Origin of the sequence: Amphritea balenae, assembly GCF_003858655.1 — a bacterium.
Lineage (GTDB): Bacteria > Pseudomonadota > Gammaproteobacteria > Pseudomonadales > Balneatricaceae > Amphritea > Amphritea balenae.
Genome location: NZ_RQXV01000006.1, coordinates 20,448 through 40,095, shown reverse-complemented (window position 1 = coordinate 40,095; position 19,648 = coordinate 20,448). Strand labels below are relative to the sequence as shown.

The window sequence follows — 19,648 nt, the reverse complement described above, 5'->3', positions numbered from 1 at the left end:
TTAAGACAGTATTAAATGAGTAAAATAATAATAAAAATTTCGCTTCTTAGCCTGCTATTGATAACGATAGGTGGCTCTCGGGCGGTGATGGCTACCAACGCTGTTAATGACGCAATCAATAGCGCAGCTGAAGCGGTTTATATCGCGACAGAACAGCGCAGCCTGAGCCAGGCTATGCTGAAAAACTATGTGCTATCCGGCTTAGGTGTGCGATCACGTAAAGCCGATAAAGCGCTTATTCAGGCGATGGCAGATTTTAATCAACAGCAACAGTTACTTGACCGCTTCATTACCGATACTCAGGTGCGACAGCAACTGGCAATCATGGCGCAACGCTGGCAGCAGGTCGAGGTGCATTATAAACAGACACCCTCTAAACAACATTTATTGGCGTTATATGCCGCTAATGAAAGTCTGTTGATACAAGCGGATGAGGTGTTGAATGCGATGGCGACGGCAAATTTGAGCAGGGTTACACCTATGCTCAATTTTGCCGGACAACAGGCGTTATTATGTCATCGGCTATCAGCCCTGTACGGCATGATGGCCTGGGGCTTCAGAGCCGAAGCGGAGCCCTCCTACAAGCAGGTATACAGTCAGTTTAGTGATACCTTGCAGGCCCTGGAATCAGTCGGGGAAAATACGCCGCTGATTGGACATAATCTGAAGTCATTACAGCGTCAATTGGAACGAACCCAGGCTACAGCAACTGCAAGTCAGGATACTTTTCTACCCGGGCTGGTGGATCGATCGGCTGTCAATATGCTGAAAAAGGTCGATGAACTGCAGGCCGAATATCTGGTATTAGCCCGCAGTCTGGATCAATAGTTAGCTAAATCTAATGATCGAAAGTCAGTACCAGTTTGCCGCAGACATGGCCACTACGGCTCTGTTCCAGTGCTTCTGCTGCCCGGGCAATGGGGAAAGTTTCGGTCATATGTAATCTTAATTTATCATCAGCTACCAGTTCGGCGATTTTACTTAGCTGCTCTGCCGAGGATACGCAAAGAATGGGCTCTACACGTCGTCGCTGAGCTTCTCCTGCGTGGATAACCTGCTCTTTCGTAACGGATGGCAGGGTTACCAGAACGCCATCAGGTTTGAGACAAGACAGAGCCTCAATACCGGTTTCACCACCGATACAATCGATTACAACATCAACATTGCTGACGTAATCGGTAACGTTTTCACTGTGGTAATCATAGATATGATCACAACCCAGTTCAGCCAGGAATTCATGATTACGCCGTGAAGCAGTACCAGAAACATGGGCTCCAGCCCATTTTGCTATTTGTACTGCCAGGTGGCCTACGCCACCCGCAGCACCGAGCACCAGCACCTGCTGGCCAGATTGCAGGTCGGCCTTGTCAAACAGGGCTTGCCAGGCGGTAAGGCTGGCAGTCGGTAAGCCACCGGCTATTTCAAGATCTATTGCGTCAGGCAATAGTGCTATCTGATCAGCGGGCGCTGCGATATATTCAGCGTAGCAGCCTGCCGGTTGGGGAAATCGGATCATACCAAACACCGGTTTACCGGTGCTGAGTTGGGTGTCGCCGGCATCTTCAATGACACCTGAAAACTCCCAGCCCGGAATAAATGGCATCTCATTGATAAAACCGCTGGCACCGCCGCCGGAACAGGTTTTCCAGTCGATTGGATTGACCCCGGCAGCAGTCGTACGAATTAACACATCACCGGTATTAAGCTGAGGTTTAGGCTGATCACCATAAACTAGCTCATCAAGTTCGCCAAACTGGTGTATCGAGATCGCTTTCATAATTAACTCCGCTGCAGTGTGAGTACTTGAAAAACAGAAATAGGACTGCATATTCACATAAAGTTATAGGCTAAACCAGCCACTTATGCAGGCTATTTCTGATACTCTTAGTCACCTGAATATGAACTGATGGAAGCTTTGCGATGTTTCTGGTAATTGCTGAACAGCTATTGATGCTGGCTGGTTTGAGTGTATTTGTTGTGTCTTTGGTGCTCTATGTTGTCCGTACCAGGGATATTAAATCGATTCTGGTGTTCTGGCAGTCGACTATAGAATTTACCAAACGTGAATTTTTGATAAACCGGGTGGGTTTGTCGATGATGGTGGTTGCAGTACTACTGCGTTTCTACAATCACTTTGTCGCTTAAGGAGCCCACAAAAGGCGTTTAGGGCTTGTCCGCAGGCTCCCTGGTTACTGTTTTACTGAGGAAAATATGAAAGGAAATCCATTGCGCGGTGCAGGCTTTTTTCTGCGCGGGCTGTCCATGTTACCTGAGAAAGGTATACGGCACTTTGTGTTGGTACCATTGTTGATCAATATGTTTCTGTTTAGCGGCGCTATCTGGCTGTTATTTGATCAGATGGGCGTTTGGATCGATTATCTGCTTAGCTCAATTCTGCCGGACTGGGACTGGTTACAGTTCCTGCGCTATATCCTCTGGCCGATGGTCGCCATATTGGTGGTTATAGCGGTGTATTACAGTTTCAGTGTGGTAGCGAATATTATAGCGGCACCTTTCAACGGGATATTGTCGGAAAAAGTGGAGCAGCGTTTAAGAGGCGTCACTATTACTGACAGTGGATGGAAAGAGATTCTGGCTTTGATTCCACGCACCGTCGCCCGGGAAGTATCTAAACTTCTGTATTACCTGCCCCGCTTATTGTTTTTAATGGTTCTGGCGTTTATCCCTGTATTAGGATGGATTGCACCGTTCTTACTGTTCTTGTTCGGTTGCTGGATGATGGCGATTCAGTACTGTGATTATCCTATGGATAATAACAAGGTTAGTTTTAAAGATATGAAACAGTCGCTCAAGGAGCGCCGTATGACTTCGGTAGGCTTCGGTGGACTGGTTTCAATCGGTATGATGATTCCATTGGTAAACCTATTGGTGATGCCTGCTGCTGTTGTCGGGGCGACTATCTTCTGGGTTGAAGAATATGCCAACGATCAGGGTGAAATAGTGATAAATCCAGCCATTGATTCATCAGAGAGTCCCGATAGGCTTGAATCCAAATAATCCTGCTTAAAGCTGTTCTGGACACTCAATAAAAAAGCACCGCTATTTAGCGGTGCTTTTTTATGATTAATCTTCAGTGAGTAGGGCTACTCTTCTTCTGTTTCCTCTGGTCGGGTAACTGAAGCCATCAGCTCTAGGGGGAAGTGGCAGGTAAAGGTGCTTCCTTTGCCTGGCTGGCTTTTAATCGATAGCTTACCGCCGTGGCGCAGCATCACATGCTTTACTATGGCCAGCCCCAAACCGGTACCACCACTATCGGATGAGCGGCTTTCGTCAACCCGGTAGAACCGTTCCTGTAACCGGGGCAGGTGGAGACTATCGATACCCGGGCCGTTATCCTTAACCGAAAAGTGAGCGCCTTGCTTATCGGTCCACCAGCGTATCTTGATGTTACCTCCGGCCTGAGTATAGCGAACCGCATTAAATACCAGATTTGAAAAAGCGCTGTAAACTTCAGCTTCCTGGCCTAATAAGGTGTTTTCCGGTTCCAGCTCTAACTGAATCTGCTGCTGTTTTTCCTGGCCCAGCACTAAAGCATCTTCACGAATGCGGCCAATAATTGAATGTACCGGTACCGGTAACTCATCTGAGAGATGGCTGCTGGCTTCGAGTCGGGATAACAGGAGCAGGTCTGAGACCAGGTTTTCCATCCGACGGGACTGATTTTCCATCTGACTCAGGCCGCGCTGAAGAGGTCGTGGCAGGTTCTGGTCAAGAAAGGTCTCTAGGTAGCCGCGAATAACGGTAAGTGGTGTACGTAGCTCGTGAGAGGCGTTGGCGACAAAATCCTGCCGGGTCTGCTCAAGTTGTTTTAGTCGAGTGATATCACGTGCCACTAAAATACGATCGCCGGCACCGAATCGGGTGATTCGATATTCCAGAATCACATTGTTATCCAGAGGTGAGGCCAGCTGCAGAGGGTCTTCGTAATTGCCTTTATGGTAATACCGGACAAACCGGGGATCACGTAACAGGTTGATAACTGAACGACCGCGATCGGTCTGAACTTTCATCCCCAGAAGTTGTTCCGCCGCCCGGTTCCACCATTCGAGGTAGCTTTGGCCATTAATAATAACGATGGCATCGCTCAGTGCCGCAGATGATTGTCGAAACCGGTGGATAACATTACGGAGAGTCTGGCTGCGTTGCTGTTGGCGCTTCTGATCGCGGGATATCTCATCAAAGAGTTCCCCCCAGTGTCCCTCACCTTCAGGTACATCATCGGGTTTACTGCTCATCAACCACTGTTGTAGTCGATTAAACTGTTTAACCTGATACAGCGCCCAGCCCAGCAGAGCAAGGGACAGAGTCCAGCCGGGATAGCCAATGATCAGGCCGAACAGTAGTGCAACGACCACTGTCAGCAGCAGGTTGCTTGCTATCGAATGGCTGGTGTTATACATAACTCTGGCTCAGGCAACCTGTGATGAAAAACGATAACCGGTACCGCGTACAGTCTGAATAAGATAATCATGTCGTTCACCAAGCGCTTTACGAAGACGGCGAATGTGCACATCAACTGTACGCTCTTCAACGTATACGTTACCGCCCCATACCAGATCAAGCAACTGACTACGGCTGTAAGCCCGGTCCTGATGGGTCATGAAAAACTGTAGCAGGCGGAACTCTGTCGGCCCCAGCTCCAGAGGCTTCAGCTCAGAGCTGACCCGGTGAGAGACAGGGTCCAGCGTCAGACTATCAATAGTAATCGGTTCTTCAATGCCTTTAGGTGTTGCCCGACGCAATACGGTTTTTAGTCTGGCAACAAGTTCCCGTGGTGAGAATGGTTTGGTGATGTAGTCATCGATACCGGTTTCAAGCCCTTGAATTTTATTATCTTCATCGGCTTTAGCGGTGAGCATGATGATCGGAATATCTGCGGTCGTTTCATCTTTGCGCAAGCGACGGGCAAATTCGATACCGCTGGTACCTGGCATCATCCAGTCCAGCAAAATCATATCTGGTTGATTATCAATGATCATTGGGTGGGCTGCCTGAGCAGAGTCTGCTTCCTGACATTCATAGCCGGCCATTTCCAGTGCCACTGCGATCATTTCCCGAATAGGTGCCTCATCATCAACAATCAGAACCCGTTTACCCGACATCATGACCTTTTCCTCATTGATTCGATAAATTAGGGAAGCTGCGAATAAACCCCCAGACTTTCTCCGTGGGTCTTAAATCGACGTGTTCGCAAATTCCTCAGACGATCATATTAGATTATGAAACTGTTACAGGAATATGACAGAACCATTGATCGTGCAAGAGTATTTAAGATCAAAGGGTCAGATAGTGAAGAAATAAGCTTATAAACAGGGCCATACCGGCGTAATGATTGTTAAGGAAAGCTTTGAAACAGGCATCCCGTTGACGATCCCGGATCAGGTATTGCTGATAAACAAAAAAACCACCCATCATCAGAATACCCATATAAAACCAGAGTGAGAGTCCCAGTTGCACTGCCAGCAGAGCAAATATAGACAATGTCAGTAGCTGTAGAATGCCGATAATGACTTTGTCCATATCACCGAACAGCACTGCGGTGGATTTAACACCGATTTTCAGATCATCGTCACGATCGACCATGGCATACATGGTGTCGTAAGCAACGGTCCAGAGCACGGTGGCGATATACAGTAGCCAGACCTGATTCGGAATACTATTGAGCGTTGCAGTGAAGGCCATAGGAATCGCCCAGGCAAACGCCATACCTAATACCACCTGTGGCAGATGAGTATAGCGCTTCATGAAGGGGTAGCAGGTAGCGAGGGCAACAGCACCAAACGACATCAATACAGTCATCTGGTTGGTGAACAGAACCAGAATAAAAGCCAGGATCAACAATCCAGAAAACAGATAAAGGGCTTCTTTGGCGCTTATCAGGCCTGCGGGAATAGGGCGTTGTGCTGTGCGTTTTACGTGGCCATCAATCTTGCGATCGGCATAGTCATTGATCACGCAGCCGGCAGAACGCATCAGGAAAGTGCCGAGACAGAAAATCAGTAACAGGTCTAAATCTGGTATACCTTCAGCAGCAATCCAGAGCGCCCATAGCGTCGGCCAGAGTACCAGATAGGTGCCTATCGGTTTTTCCACCCGCATTAGCTGCCCACAAGCCTGAAGCTTTAACTGCCAGGGTGAGCGGGATTCTGGTGTTGTCGATTGCATTACTGAGATTCCGTTATTCCGTTGTTCAGATAGTTTACCTTTTGCAGCGCTGGCAGGAAAACCTCGGCCACCAGTAACGGCTTGCCCGACAGGAGAAACCGGGAGCGGCGCGCCCATACGGTTTCGCCACTGAGCAATCGGAGCTTACTAATCTGAAGGGCACCCCGTTGCATAGTGGGATCTTTAAATAAGACAGTGCCGAGTGAACGACTCCCCAGGTAGTTAAGTTCACGTTGTTTGCCGGTAAGCGTGGATGCGGGAATGATGGTACGGGCAAAGACCCAGGGTTGACCATTGCCAATCAACTGAACTTCGCGGATTAACGCCATCTGACGGTGCGGTATGCCCAGCTCTCTGGCTTCTGAGCGGGTCGGACGACCCCATAGCTGACGTACGACTTCAACCCGGAAGTCGCCTTTGCTGGCCTGGATCAGACGCTGAGTCAGTGAGCCACTGTCTAATAACCATTTTCGCCAGCAAGCCGGTGCATCGGGCGAAGCGGGGCGGCGCAAGGTATACCAGCGGACGTCAAAGCTATTTTGATTCAGAGCAGCAGGGATTGGCACAACAATTTCTCAGCATAAAAACTGGCCGTATAGTACCCTAGCTACCGTCAAATGTATTGGTTTCAGATCAGGGTTTATGAAGGCCTGGTGGTGAAGGAGAGCGGTGAAGGGTAATGCAAAAATATTCAGTTGAGCAGGTCGAACAAATTTCCCGGCAATGGGTAGAAGCAATGGTGGTTGGTCTTAACCTTTGCCCCTTTGCAGCACCGGTCGTCAAGGATAATAGTTTGCGCTATAGCGTGATTGAAGAATCCGATACCGAAAAGCAGGCGGCACTTTTTTTGGCTGAGGTCGACAGGCTGTTGAACGCCGATGAACAGGATATTGCTACGACATTGTTCATCGTACCCCGAGGGCTGGAAGACTTTTATGACTATCTTGATCAGCTGGCTTATTTTGAGGAGTTGCTGGAGCAAGCCGGCCTGAGCGGTATTTTACAGCTGGCCAGTTTTCACCCTCAGTATCTGTTTGGCGGAGTGGATGAACAGGATCTGAGTCACTGGACTAACCGTTCACCCTGGCCAACCTTTCATATTATTCGTGAAGCCCAAATGAGCCGTGCGCTGGCAAGCTATAAAGATCCGGAACAGATCCCAGAACGTAATATGGCGTTACTGCGAAAACTGGGGCGGGAAGGGCTTATTAAACGGTTTCCGCCACTAGCAGACTATTGCTGAATGGCTGAATGAAAACTCAGTACGAGCCATGTTCCGGTTCACTATAAAGATCTGAGAAAGGTTCAGGAATGTAATATGGCACTCTTGTGAAAACTGGGGCGGGAAGGGCTTATTAAACGGTTTCCGCCACTAGCAGACTATTGCTGAATGGCTGCATGATAATTCAGACGAGCCATGTTCCGGTTCACTATAAAGATCTGAGATAAATTCAGGAATGTAATATGGCACTCTTGTGAAAACTGGGGCGGGAGGGACTTATCAAGTGGTTCCCGCCACTTGCTGATTATTGCTGAGTTTCAGTGCTGAATATCTCAGTTCGGTTTCGACCGTTGTCTTTAGCTTTATATAACGCGGTATCTGCCTGTTCAAGCAGTTGCCGTGGTGATAACCCTTTATGGCTGGGCACAACAGAGGATATACCCAGGCTAACCGTGACAGGCTGATCTTTAAAGCTCGGACAGTGACGAATATTAAGGTCATTGATCCGCTTACGAATATTTTCAGATAGCACCTGAGCGCCGGCAAGGTCTGTTTCCGGCAGTAACAGGCAGAACTCCTCTCCGCCGTAGCGACTGACGATATCCTGAGCCCGACGGGCTGATTCCTTGACCGCTAATGCAATTCTGCGCAAACAATTGTCGCCGTTAAGATGGCCTTTTTTGTCGTTAAATGCTTTGAAGTGGTCGATATCTAGCAGAATAACCGATAAAGGAAGTCTGGAACGCTGACCCCGTCGCCACTCTATTTCAAAGCTTCGCTCAAATTCCCGGCGATTAAATACCTGGGTCAGTGTATCGATACTGGCCGCTCGCGCTAACAGATCATGAGAACGCTTTAGTTGTAACAGGAGATTGATACGGGCCTGAATGATGGCCGGCTCACGGGCCTGTAATAGGTAATCGGCCACGCCTACATCATATAGTCCTGCTTCTTCACCATCGCTGATCGGTTGACCAATCACCGCAAGCGGTACCTGTTTTTCCCGCGTTATATGAGACATCTGCCGGCACAGATCGGCTAAATTATCCTGTAGGCCATCGTTATGCAGTAACACCAGGTCCGGGCAGCGTTCATCGGATAGCAGCAGTTCCTGCAGGGCCGGTTGTGACTGTGGCAGTAGTATGTTGCTTTCATCACGCAGAGAAGAGAGTACGCCCCACAGGTCAGCAACCTGATCACCGCCAAAAATAGCGATGGTCATCCTTTCCTGATAGCGGGAGCCGCTGTTCATATCAACGGGGGTTACATCTTCCCCTTGGAGAAAGCTAAACACGGATTCGGGATTAAGTAAGCCAACCAGATTCCGGCCGTCAGCAGCGACAAGAGCGGGCGTGCGCAGACCAAAGTTGCCTCGTTCCCATTCGGTTTGCCAGCGGGTTAGTGTCTCTTCGCAGATACCATCCGTTTCAAGTTCTGTTGGTAGATCAGCTTCCTCCAGGCAGTGGAAAATGACCGATGGGTTGGCGATATCTTTGCCCTCAATCCACAATGCCTTATACAAACTACGCAGGAAAGTCGTTGCCTTATCCGGATCAATCAGCTGTGTTGCGATCGCGCATAAAGAGGGGAAAAAACTGTCACCACGTTCAAGGGGCAGCGAGATAGCTATATCAGGAGCCCGGTTGCGAATACTGAAAATATCACTGGCCAGGTCGGCCATACTTTCGGCAGATCCAAGATACGAGCCCACCTCTGATGTGTGTTCTACCAGTCGCCACTCGACTTTATGCAGTAAGTTCTGACTGCAGAGTATTTCATAGAGGGTGTAACTGAATGGGCAGTTCAGATCTCCATATACAATGTAATCTGCCATTTTAGGACCTTAATTCACTGATTTATATAGATTATAGCTGATCTATCGGCTGGTCAGGGTTTTTACTTAAGTTGGAATTCTTTAGCTGCACATGTAAATCAAAAAAAACGTACTACAACACTCTTGTTAGTTAGGATAGAATCGCTAGCAGCGACAAAACAGCGCAGTTTTTGTCGTCTCGGGAGTGCGGTCAATGTTGTACGCAGGAACTTAGTACAGATCAGATGGTGGAAGTGTGTTAGCAGAGCGCAGAGGGAAAACGCCGGGAAAGCATGGGCGCAGAGCAGGTGATAAAACTGGTGAAGCGGTATGTGACATGAAAGGGGATCTGTGGGAAATCGATGCCGCATTTCTGCTTTATATGAAACAGATGGTACCGGGCTGGTGTGGTGGTGCTATTCCTGAGGAAGTGATGGAAGGGCTGAAAAATACCGGCCGTTATCAGGATCAGGGTATTGAGTTGAAAGCGCAGCCAAAAGATAACGGTAAGATTATTCTGCAGGTGCGGGATATCGGCTAAGCCGGATAGAGAATTTGAAAAGGCAGCCTGTGGCTGCCTTTTTTATTTATCCTGTGGTGAAAGGCCGGGTTTATTGTCTTTCCTCAACACGTTTCACCGTCTTTTTAATCTCTTTCAGGCTACTGTGGCGCACATCGGTGCCACTTACCAGATAGATCAGGTGCTCGGCCAGGTTACGGGCATGATCACCGATACGCTCAAGGCTTCGTAGTACCCAGATAACATTCATTACGCTGGATATATGGCGTGGATCTTCCATCATATAGGTCATCAGAGAACGCATAGCGGTGCGATACTCCGAGTCTACTTCTTTGTCCTGTTTAGCAACTTTATAAGCCAGCTCTGCATCACTACGGGCAAATGCGGTCAGGCCGTCTTTCAACATATCCCGTACCAGGTTGCCGATATGACGGACTTCCTGATAGCCCTGCATATTTTTACCTTCACTCGCCAGCTCCATCGCATAGCGACAAATACGGCTGGTTTCATCGCCGATTCGCTCAAGGTCGTTAGTAGCTTTGCTGACTGAGATGATCAGTCGCAGATCGGCTGCGGCAGGTTGGCGACGCGCAATGATCAGGGTGCATTGTTCATCAATCATCAGCTCCATATCGTTGATGACAGAGTCAATTTTAAGCGCCTGTTCTGCCTGATCTGTATCTCCGCCGACCAGCGCGTTAACCGCATCGCTCAGCTGGCGCTCAACGACACCGCCCATGGTTAGTAGTTCGGTACGGATCTGCTCCAGCTCTTCGTTGAAGCTCTGGGAGATGTGTGTGTTGTGGTGCTCTGATTCGTAACTCACTGTGTATACTCCGCTGCTTAACCGTAACGACCGGTAATGTAGTCTTCAGTTTGTTTCTTTTCCGGGTTTGTGAAAAGGTTATCTGTTACACCAAATTCAATCAGATCACCCATATACATAAAGGCAGTGTAATCTGAAACCCGTGCCGCCTGTTGCATGTTATGGGTAACAATGACGATAGTGAAATCTTTCTTCAACTCGTGAATCAGTTCCTCGATCTTCAGTGTTGAGATGGGATCCAGTGCTGAAGCTGGCTCATCCAGTAGCAGTACTTCAGGCTTTACCGCAATGGTGCGAGCAATAACCAGACGTTGCTGCTGACCACCAGACATGCCTAACGCACTTTCATGCAAGCGATCTTTAACTTCGTCCCAGAGTGCGGCAGATTTTAGCGCCCACTCGACCGTTTCATCGATCACGCGTTTCTTTTTAATGCCCTGAATACGTAAGCCATAAGCAACATTTTCATAGATGCTTTTTGGAAACGGGTTGGGCTTCTGAAATACCATGCCAACGCGACGACGCAGGTCAGCAACGTCGACACCGCGCTCATAGATATTCTCACCATAGAGGCTCATCTGGCCTTCTATTTTGCAACTATCGACCAGATCATTCATGCGGTTAAAGCAGCGTAACAGGGTGGACTTACCGCAACCCGAAGGCCCGATGAATGCGGTCACCCGGTTTTTGGGGATGTCCATGTTGACCCCGTGCAGGGCACGTTTGTCACCGTAATAGAGTTCTAGATCGCGTACTGTCAGGGCGATAGTTTCATCTTCCAGACGCAGGCTCTGGTGCTGGCGCTGCATCGAAGAGATATCGATTGCGTGGGATTTAGCTTCCATAGTCATTATCTAACCTATTAAGTATTCGGCTTACATCTAAAGCGCGTTATATATTTTACCAGGCGATGGCTATCGCATCGCCATGGCGTAGTGAAGACAGGTGCCTTCATTGCTTACATTTCCAGCGCTTTATATTTTTCTCGCAAATGGTTTCGAATCGCAATGGCTGACAAGTTCAGCAGGGCGATAACGATAACCAACAGCATGGCGGTGGCATAGACCAGCGGGCGTGCTGCTTCAACGTTCGGACTCTGGAAACCCACATCGTAGATGTGAAAGCCCAGGTGCATAAATTTCTGATCCAGATGAATAAATGGATAGTTACCATCCAGAGGCAGGCTTGGTGCCAGCTTAACGACACCGACCAGCATCAAGGGAGCAACTTCGCCGGCGGCGCGGGCAATAGCCAGAATGACACCGGTCATCATTGCCGGGCTAGCCATCGGCAGTACAACTTTCATCAGGGTTTCAAACTTAGTTGCACCCAGAGCCAGGCTACCTTCACGGACCGAACGGGGAATACGGCTCAGGCCTTCCTCCGTCGCGACGATAACGACCGGTACGGTTAGCAATGCGAGAGTCAGTGATGCCCACATTAAGCCAGGTGTTCCAAAAGTGGGAGCGGGCTTTGCTTCAGGGAAGAACAGATCATCGATATTTCCGCCCAGGAAGTAGACAAAGAAGCCCAGACCAAATACACCGTATACGATCGAAGGGACACCGGCCAGGTTGTTTACTGCAATGCGAATGACCCGGGTGATGAAACCCTGTTTGGCATATTCACGTAGGTAAACTGCCGCAACTACACCAAATGGGGTGACCAGAATAGACATCAGGATAACCATCATTACCGTACCAAAGATCGCCGGGAAAATACCGCCCTCGGTATTGGCTTCACGGGGATCCTCGCTGACGAACTCCCATAGTTTGGCGAAGTAATGACCAGTTTTCTGCAGTATACCCATATCATTCGGTCTGAAAGCCCGGACTATCTTGGATATCTGAATTTCGACCTGCTGACCGGTGGCGACTTCTGCTGTAATTGAGTCCCGGTTAATCTCAGCATACAGATCCAGCAAACGTTGCTGTAACCCCTGATACGCTGTGTCCAGCTCTTTACGGCGCTGATTAATGGTTTCGTATAGTGCAGGGTCGGTTAAATCTTTAAGCTGCAAACTACGTTCTTTGAGGCGTAGTCGTTCCAGTTCATGGTTAATTTCACCGATCTCATGTTTTTCAATCTCAAGAATATCTTCACGAATGTCCAGTGCGCGTTCGATACGTAGCTCAAGGTCATCCCAGAGGGCCAGATACTCGGCCGATTTATCGTAACCATCATAACGGCCAACTTCCTCACCGGACTGTTTTACCGAACGCAGGTAGCCGTACAGGTTACCCCACTCACGGCGCTCCGCATTAAACAGCATTTCCGGTGTCTGGCGATCACTCAGGTAATGTTCCAATGCCCAGGTGAAGTCGGAGCCGTTAACATCACGGTTACCTATTTTGATCAGATAGCGAGTTGAGAACTCATCCGTTGTCGGTATTTTTATACCGGCTTCGATCAGCTGCTTAGTCAGCACTTCATTGGTTTCGACAATTTCACCGACCAGAACGGTTTCGCCGTCCTGGGTGTATTGTCCCTGGATAATGTCAGCCGGCCAAAAATGGCTCAGGCCTCGAATGGCGATCAGGCCCAGCAGACCAATAACCATAATCATACAAATGGCAACTGCCCCTGCATTCATCCATACCCATGGGGAACCGGATTTAAACCATTCACGTACTGAGATGTTCATAATCAGTATATCCTCAACAACTCATGTTAAAGGGAGCCGTACTTCTTGCGCAGCTCACTGTGAGTCGGATGCTTTCCATTTTGATTGTTTGAATAATCATTAATCAACTTAAAGTGAACCGTACTTTTTGCGCAGCCGTTGACGGATTACTTCCGCTAGGGTGTTTACCACAAAGGTAAACATAAACAGCACAAAGGCAGCTAAAAACAGGATACGGTAGTGTGTACTACCCACTTCGGACTCAGGCATCTCAACCGCGATGTTGGCTGCCAGGGTACGCATCCCTTCGAAAATATTAATATCCATGATCGGTGTATTACCGGTCGCCATTAGTACGATCATAGTTTCACCTACAGCCCGGCCCATACCGATCATTACCGCAGAGAATATACCCGGACTTGCGGTTGGCAGAACGACGCGGGTCAGGGTCTGCCATGGTGTTGCGCCCAGTGCCAGGGAGCCGAAACTCAGATGCTTAGGTACTGCGAAGATTGCATCCTCAGTGATGGAAAAGATGGTAGGGATGACAGCAAAGCCCATGGCGATACCGATGACCAACGCATTGCGCTGATCGTAAGCGATCCCCAGGTCATTAGTCAGCCAGCTACGCATATTGCCATCAAACAGAACCAGCTCTATTGCCGGGCTGATGAAAATGCTGAACCAGGTCGCCAGAATAATCACCGGAATCAACAGAATAGAATCCCAGCCATCGGGAATCAGCCAACGGATCTGTTTTGGCATCTGCGCCCAAACGAAGGCAAAGCCAAGTACTGACAAAGGCAATAGCAGCAAGGTTACAAAGATACCCGGCAGGTTTTCTTCCATAAACGGCGCCAGCCATAAACCGGCCAGAAAACCCAGAATTACAGTGGGTAGTGCTTCCATCAGTTCGATAACTGGTTTTACCTTGCGACGTAGAGCCGGCACCATAAAGTAAGCGGTATAGATTGCACCACAGATCGCCAAAGGCGTTGCCAGCAACATGGCATAGAAGGCGGCCTTCAGGGTACCGAATGCCAGAGGCATAAGGCTGTATTTAGGTTCGAAGTCATTGTTAGCAGCAGAAGATTGCCAGATGTACTTAGGCTGTTCGTGGCCCTCGTACCAGACTTCTCCCCAAAGCGCGCTCCAGGAAACTTCCGGATGCTCATTATCAATGTGCAATAGGGTTAACATACCCGCTTCTTCAATCAGTATGGCGTTAGCACGCGGCGCCAGGGCGATCATTGAAGCGTTGGCCTGAGCGACTCTTTCAGCCAGAACGTTAGCGTTAGCTGTCGTATTATAAATTCGCAGCTCGCCAGCCTTGTCGATGGTGGCGAAGCCTTTCCGACGATGTTCTATTGCCAGATCAGTAATGGCAGCCTGACCCGTTTCAAATTCACGGATCTTGGTCATGGTCCATTCTAATTTTTCATTTCGCACCAGAAACCACTGTGCAACCTGACCTGCTTCATTACCGATCAATAGAGCGTTTCCGCCTAGTAGCAGGTCAAAAGTCGTTATCGGGGTGCTTGATGCATCCAGCACCTGAGTAATGACCGGGTGGTTCTGATTTTGTAGATTAACAACGGCCATTTTGCCGTTTTCACCGGCGACCAGTAACCAGCTCTGATCGGGCATAAGCAGCATTTTCTGTATATCCAGACCCAGATCAGGTAGCGAGGTTGAACTCAATTCCTGTTCAGTTTCGCCGGTAAACAAATTTTCATTTTGCGAAATAAAGGTCGCCTGCATTGTGCTCTGATTACCCCCGATCAGGGCAAAGCTGCCTTCGCTGCCGGCAAAGGTAAGTTGATCAAGGGCGACTGAAGCGACATCCATGGGCTCTTCGCCCAGTGGGTAGCTGATGGCTGGCAGAATAACCCGCTTACCTTCAGGGTAAGTGGATTTGTAATCATGTTTGAATACCAGCGCCTGGCCATTACTCAGTCCCAGCGCAAACATCCGGCTGTTCTCTGATGCCAGAGCGAAGCTGGAAATAGTGGTGTCGGCGGGCAGAGGTATCTGTGTGCTTTGCAACGGCTGACCGGTGAGGGTGCTAAAGAATACCAGCTCTCCCAGATCGGTAACCCGCAGGCCGATCTCAGCCTGCTCTTCCATTGCCAGATACAAGGTCTTGCCTGACCCGGGAACGGCATAAGGCTCGACGACTTTTTCATTATGCTGCCAGGCGCTAACGTCGGCAGAGCGAAACATGGGCAGCACTTCATAGAGCAGATAGAAAAATATCAGCAGGATTGCGATGATAACGCTGACACCACCCAGACCGATGCCTACCGTAGCTATTTTATCTCTCATGGCCCGGAATTTTCGACTACGGCGAGCCGCAGCGGTATCGAAATCCAGTTCAGGAATAGCGGAGCTGTTTTCAATGTTCATGACAGATTTCTACAATGATAAAAGTTATGACGATAAGATAAACGCAATTGATGACAGAAATGTTACAGGGCTGTAATAATGCGGCTATAAAAAAGAGCCCCGTAGGGCTCTTTTTTGTTTCAGATCATTATGATTCTGGTTTTGATATCTGAAATTTTTACAGACCTAGTGCAGCCATCTGTTTTTCAACCAGTGTAGCGGGCAGTGGGATATAACCATCCTTTACCACAACTTCCTGACCTACTTTAGACATAACCATCTTCAGGAATTCACGGTCCAGTGGTGCAAGCTCCTGGCCGGGCTTCTTGTTTACATATACGTACAAGGCACGAGCCAGTGGGTAAGAACCGTTCAGTGCGTTTGCTGGTGTCGCTTCAACGAATGGAGTACCTTCTTTCTTAGTTAGTGGCAGGGCACGTACTGAAGAGGTTTGGTAACCGATACCAGAGTAACCGATGCCGTTAAGCGACGTAGAGACAGACTGAACAACAGATGCTGAACCAGGCTGCTCATTTACATTGTTACGGAAGTCGCCCTTGCATAACGCTTTTTTCTTGAAGTAACCGTATGTGCCGGATACAGAGTTACGACCAAAGATCTGAAAGCCCTGAGATGCCAGAGAGCCGCTAGCGCCAACATCACCCCACTTGGTTGTTTCTTTCGCTTGTCCGCATTTGCGGGTAGAAGAGAAAATTGCGTCAACCTGAGGAATCGTCAGGCCGGTAATTGCATTGTCTTTGTTTACAAAGACTGCCAGAGCGTCAATCGCTACTGCGACAGGGGTTGGCTTGTAACCGAATTTTCTTTCGAACGCTTCCAGCTCTTTATCTTTCATCTTACGGGACATAGGGCCCATATTAGCGGTGCCTTCAGTCAGTGCTGGTGGTGCAGTTGAAGAGCCTGCCGCCTGAATCTGAACGTTAACGTTTGGGTAGTTACGTTTAAACTCTTCAGCCCACAGGGTCATCAGGTTAGCCAGAGTATCAGAGCCAACAGAGGACAGGTTGCCGGATACACCAGAGGCTTTCTGGTAAGTTGGCAGGTTTGCGTCCAGCAGATCAGAGGCGGATGCAGTCAGGCAGGTTGCTGTCATGGCAACCGCAGCAATAATTTTCTTCATTGGTTTCATTACAAGCTCCAGGGCGTATGAGTTGAATACTTTGATTTCTTAAAATCTTTATTTGATGGGGAGTAATATAAGAGGCTTGTGTGACAGCTATGTGACAGCCATCAAGTTTTTATTGTTGTTATCTCTGATAAGCAACAAAATTTTCGACAGGGCGGGTTTTTAACTAGACTAATGACTGGGGGTTGGTAGTAGAATATCGGCTGCCTAAATTGATCCGGTAACGGAAGTAAATATGAAAACCGATGACAAACTGATAAAGCCAGAGGGCGAATTAAGCCTGCGTGGTCCTGCTGCCGGTGCAGCGGCTAACATGTTTGGTGATGTATATGGGGGCTGGGTTGCGTCTCAGGCTGTATTGGCGGCGGAAATTCGTGCCGCTGAGGAAGCTGAAGGCCGTGTTGCTACTGTTTCTATTGGTGCAATGAGCTTTATGGCTCCAGTGCTGGAAGGCACTCTGCTCAGTTTTTATACCCGGGTAATCGAGCAGGGCACCAGCTCGCTACGTATTAAGGTTGAAGTCTGGGGTTGTTGTCCGGATGGTCGCGACCTGCGTAAAGTCACTGAAACCGAATGTGTGCAGGTGGCTATCGACGGCCACGGCCATATTCGTGCGCTGGATTTTGGTCAGTAAAAACCTGAAACAGGTCAGAAAAAAGGCAGATCATAGATCTGCCTTTTTTGTTTTAAGCCGGTGATTATCCTAGAGGTTGAAGATTAGCGTAGCCGACTACCAGCCACTTGCTACCCTCAAAATCAAAGTTAACCTGTACCCGGGCTTTAGGGCCCTGACCCTCGTAATTAATCACAATACCTTCACCAAAAATCGAGTGAGATACCCGCTGTCCCAGCACTATTTGAGTATCGGGCACTTCATTGCCGCCGAACATCGGTGACTTAGATACTGGCTGCCGAGCGGTTACCGGTCTGCTCACGGAAGCATTGAGACGGACTTCTTCCATACACTGATCAGGTATCTCCCGTATAAACCGGGATGGTCGGTTAAAGCTTTCATTACCGTGTAAACGACGGGACTCTGCATAAGTGATAAATAGCTTTTGCATCGCCCGGGTGATGCCGACATAGCAGAGGCGACGCTCCTCTTCTAAGCGCCCCGGTTCCTCTATCGACATGCTGTGAGGAAACAGGCCTTCCTCCATGCCCCCCAGAAATACCAGTGGGAATTCCAGTCCTTTTGCTGAGTGTAGCGTCATCAGTTGTACGCTGTCCTGGTGCTCATCGGCCTGTGCTTCGCCAGCATCCAGTGCCGCCTGATCCAGAAATGCTGCCAGTAGTGTGGTGTTCTGGTTTTCCTCTTTTTCAGGCTCCCAGGTTGACAGATACTGTCGGGCAGCGCTGACCAGTTCCTCAAGGTTTTCGACTCTGGCCTGACCCTTTTCACCTTTTTCTTTCAGATGGTGGTCGATCAGTCCTGATGTTTTAATCGCATGTTCGGTTTGTTCATGAAGGTCAGTGCCTTCAGTACCCTGATCCATCTGGTTTACCAGATCGATAAAGGCTTGCAGTGCATTGGCTGCCCGAGCGGTGAGCTTACCGAGTTCGATCACTTCATTTGCAGCACGCCACATAGAAACCCCTTCGGTACGGGCATGCAGGCGAACTTCTTCCAGAGTCTTTCCGCCAACGCCCCGAGTCGGCACGTTAATCACCCGCTCCATAGCAGTATCGTCTTCACGATTGCTGATCAGACGCAGATAGGCCAGGGCATTTTTAATTTCCAGGCGGTCGTAGAAGCGTTGGCCGCCGTAGATACGATAAGGCATACCGGCTCTGATCAGCGCCTCCTCAAGTACCCGTGACTGTGCATTGGAGCGATACAGAATAGCCGACTCACTACGCAAATTGCCCTGCTGTACCCAGCTATCTATCTGATCAACAATAAAGCGGGACTCATCCTGTTCGTTAAATGCGGCGTAGAGGGAGATCTGTTCACCATCGGGCTGATCGGTACGCAGTTCTTTACCCAGTCGCCCCTGATTGTTCTGAATAACACCGTTGGCTGCTTGCAGAATGGTGTTAGTGGAGCGGTAGTTTTGTTCCAGCTTGACCACTTTGGTTGCGACATAGTCATCACTAAAGCGCTGAATATTTTCGATTTTAGCGCCACGCCAGCCGTAGATAGACTGGTCGTCATCGCCTACCGCCATCAGCTTTTCCGGGATTGGCTTGCGCGGGTCCAGAGGCTGACAGAGAAGTTTGAGCCAGGCATATTGAATCGAGTTGGTATCCTGAAACTCGTCAACCAGAATGTAGCGGAAGCGCTCCTGATAGTGCTCCAGCAGATGAGGGTTATGGTCTCTTAACAGTTCAAGAGAGCGCAGTAGTAGTTCACCAAAATCGACCATGCCGCCCCGGTCACAGGCATCTTCGTAGGCCTGATACATGTTTACCATCATCTGGGCGTATGGGTCGCCTCCAGGGTCAATATGGCGGGCCCGCAGGCCTTCGTCTTTCTGGGCGTTGATATACCACTGAAACTGACGGGCCGGCCAGCGGCTGTCATCCAGATTCATCTCTTTGCCTAAGCGTTTGACCAGACGTAGCTGATCGTCGGAATCCATGATCTGGAAATTTTCCACCAGCCCGGCATCACGCCAGTGTGCGCGGAGTATCCGGTGAGCCAGACCGTGAAAGGTGCCTACCCACATGCCGCTGGGATTAATACCCATCAGCTCTTCGATCCGACCACGCATCTCTTTAGCGGCTTTGTTGGTAAAGGTCACCGCCATAATGGAGTAAGGCGACAGCCCTTCAGTCTGGACCAGCCAGGCGATCCGGTGTACCAGTACCCGGGTCTTACCGGAACCTGCACCGGCCAACACCAGCATGTTACAAACCGGCGCAGAAACCGCTTCACGTTGAGGTTCATTGAGTGAATCGAGAAGGTGGGAGACGTCCATAATGG

18 protein-coding genes are annotated in these 19,648 nt (G+C 49.3%); 6 read left to right on the top strand and 12 right to left on the bottom strand.

The genetic code is table 11. From position 1 onward, the window contains the following. Positions 1-15 precede the first annotated feature (15 nt). Complete coding sequence (locus tag EHS89_RS11485; protein ID WP_124926305.1) at positions 16-828, top strand: hypothetical protein; 813 nt, start codon at positions 16-18, stop codon at positions 826-828. Positions 829-838: 10 nt separating this feature from the next. Here EHS89_RS11485 and EHS89_RS11480 read toward each other — a convergent pair whose 3' ends face one another. Beyond that, on the bottom strand, positions 839-1,777 hold the full coding sequence (locus tag EHS89_RS11480) for an NADP-dependent oxidoreductase (RefSeq protein WP_124926304.1): 939 nt from the start codon (positions 1,775-1,777) through the stop codon (positions 839-841). Positions 1,778-1,920: 143 nt separating this feature from the next. Between EHS89_RS11480 and EHS89_RS11475 the strand changes: the two genes are divergently transcribed. Beyond that, complete coding sequence (locus EHS89_RS11475; RefSeq protein ID WP_124926303.1) at positions 1,921-2,145, top strand: hypothetical protein; 225 nt, start codon at positions 1,921-1,923, stop codon at positions 2,143-2,145. Positions 2,146-2,211: 66 nt separating this feature from the next. Next, positions 2,212-3,018, top strand: a complete 807-nt coding sequence (cysZ, locus tag EHS89_RS11470) for a sulfate transporter CysZ (RefSeq protein ID WP_124926302.1) — start codon at positions 2,212-2,214, stop codon at positions 3,016-3,018. A gap of 86 nt (positions 3,019-3,104) precedes the next feature. On the opposite strand, the gene phoR is transcribed toward cysZ, so the two are convergent. The 4 genes from phoR to EHS89_RS11450 all read right to left on the bottom strand — a co-directional run bounded on the left by phoR (position 3,105) and on the right by EHS89_RS11450 (position 6,752). Next, positions 3,105-4,421, bottom strand: a complete 1,317-nt coding sequence (gene phoR, locus EHS89_RS11465; RefSeq protein ID WP_124926301.1) for a phosphate regulon sensor histidine kinase PhoR — start codon at positions 4,419-4,421, stop codon at positions 3,105-3,107. A gap of 9 nt (positions 4,422-4,430) precedes the next feature. Continuing rightward, entirely contained in the window at positions 4,431-5,123 is a 693-nt protein-coding gene (phoB, locus tag EHS89_RS11460; protein WP_124926517.1) for a phosphate regulon transcriptional regulator PhoB, read from the bottom strand. Between the two features lie 172 nt (positions 5,124-5,295). Then, positions 5,296-6,186 (bottom strand): 4-hydroxybenzoate octaprenyltransferase, encoded by an 891-nt coding sequence (ubiA, locus tag EHS89_RS11455; RefSeq protein WP_124926300.1) that lies wholly within the window; start codon positions 6,184-6,186, stop codon positions 5,296-5,298. Then, positions 6,186-6,752 (bottom strand): chorismate--pyruvate lyase family protein, encoded by a 567-nt coding sequence (locus EHS89_RS11450; RefSeq protein WP_170167485.1) that lies wholly within the window; start codon positions 6,750-6,752, stop codon positions 6,186-6,188. The genes ubiA and EHS89_RS11450 overlap by 1 nt, the downstream gene beginning before the upstream one ends. 113 nt (positions 6,753-6,865) lie before the next feature. On the opposite strand from EHS89_RS11450, the gene EHS89_RS11445 reads away from it, so the two are divergent. Further along, on the top strand, positions 6,866-7,429 hold the full coding sequence (locus EHS89_RS11445; protein WP_124926298.1) for a DUF1415 domain-containing protein: 564 nt from the start codon (positions 6,866-6,868) through the stop codon (positions 7,427-7,429). 283 nt (positions 7,430-7,712) lie between these two features. Here the strand turns inward: EHS89_RS11445 and EHS89_RS11440 are convergent, their stop codons facing one another. Next, the gene (locus EHS89_RS11440; RefSeq protein ID WP_124926297.1) at positions 7,713-9,242 is read right to left on the bottom strand and encodes a diguanylate cyclase; all 1,530 of its coding nucleotides are present in this window, start codon (positions 9,240-9,242) and stop codon (positions 7,713-7,715) included. A gap of 235 nt (positions 9,243-9,477) precedes the next feature. Between EHS89_RS11440 and EHS89_RS11435 the strand changes: the two genes are divergently transcribed. Next, the gene (locus EHS89_RS11435) at positions 9,478-9,762 is read left to right on the top strand and encodes a hypothetical protein (RefSeq protein ID WP_124926296.1); all 285 of its coding nucleotides are present in this window, start codon (positions 9,478-9,480) and stop codon (positions 9,760-9,762) included. Positions 9,763-9,832: 70 nt separating this feature from the next. Here EHS89_RS11435 and phoU read toward each other — a convergent pair whose 3' ends face one another. The 5 genes from phoU to EHS89_RS11410 form a co-directional block, all read right to left on the bottom strand. Then, positions 9,833-10,567 carry a phosphate signaling complex protein PhoU gene (gene phoU, locus EHS89_RS11430; RefSeq protein WP_124926295.1) on the bottom strand — a complete coding sequence of 245 codons (735 nt, stop codon included), beginning with the start codon at positions 10,565-10,567 and terminating at the stop codon, positions 9,833-9,835. 17 nt (positions 10,568-10,584) lie between these two features. Further along, a complete protein-coding gene (gene pstB, locus EHS89_RS11425) occupies positions 10,585-11,418 on the bottom strand; it encodes a phosphate ABC transporter ATP-binding protein PstB (protein WP_124926294.1) in 834 nt (277 codons plus the stop codon). 107 nt (positions 11,419-11,525) lie between these two features. Next, positions 11,526-13,211 (bottom strand): phosphate ABC transporter permease PstA, encoded by a 1,686-nt coding sequence (gene pstA / locus EHS89_RS11420; RefSeq protein ID WP_124926293.1) that lies wholly within the window; start codon positions 13,209-13,211, stop codon positions 11,526-11,528. A 108-nt stretch (positions 13,212-13,319) separates the two neighbouring features. Then, positions 13,320-15,596 carry an ABC transporter permease subunit gene (locus EHS89_RS11415; RefSeq protein WP_124926292.1) on the bottom strand — a complete coding sequence of 759 codons (2,277 nt, stop codon included), beginning with the start codon at positions 15,594-15,596 and terminating at the stop codon, positions 13,320-13,322. 157 nt (positions 15,597-15,753) lie between these two features. Next, entirely contained in the window at positions 15,754-16,725 is a 972-nt protein-coding gene (locus EHS89_RS11410; RefSeq protein WP_124926291.1) for a PstS family phosphate ABC transporter substrate-binding protein, read from the bottom strand. 232 nt (positions 16,726-16,957) lie between these two features. On the opposite strand from EHS89_RS11410, the gene EHS89_RS11405 reads away from it, so the two are divergent. Beyond that, positions 16,958-17,356 (top strand): acyl-CoA thioesterase, encoded by a 399-nt coding sequence (locus tag EHS89_RS11405; protein WP_124926290.1) that lies wholly within the window; start codon positions 16,958-16,960, stop codon positions 17,354-17,356. Positions 17,357-17,420: 64 nt separating this feature from the next. Here the strand turns inward: EHS89_RS11405 and uvrD are convergent, their stop codons facing one another. After that, the gene (gene uvrD / locus EHS89_RS11400) at positions 17,421-19,643 is read right to left on the bottom strand and encodes a DNA helicase II (RefSeq protein WP_124926289.1); all 2,223 of its coding nucleotides are present in this window, start codon (positions 19,641-19,643) and stop codon (positions 17,421-17,423) included. Between the last annotated feature and the right edge of the window lie 5 nt (positions 19,644-19,648).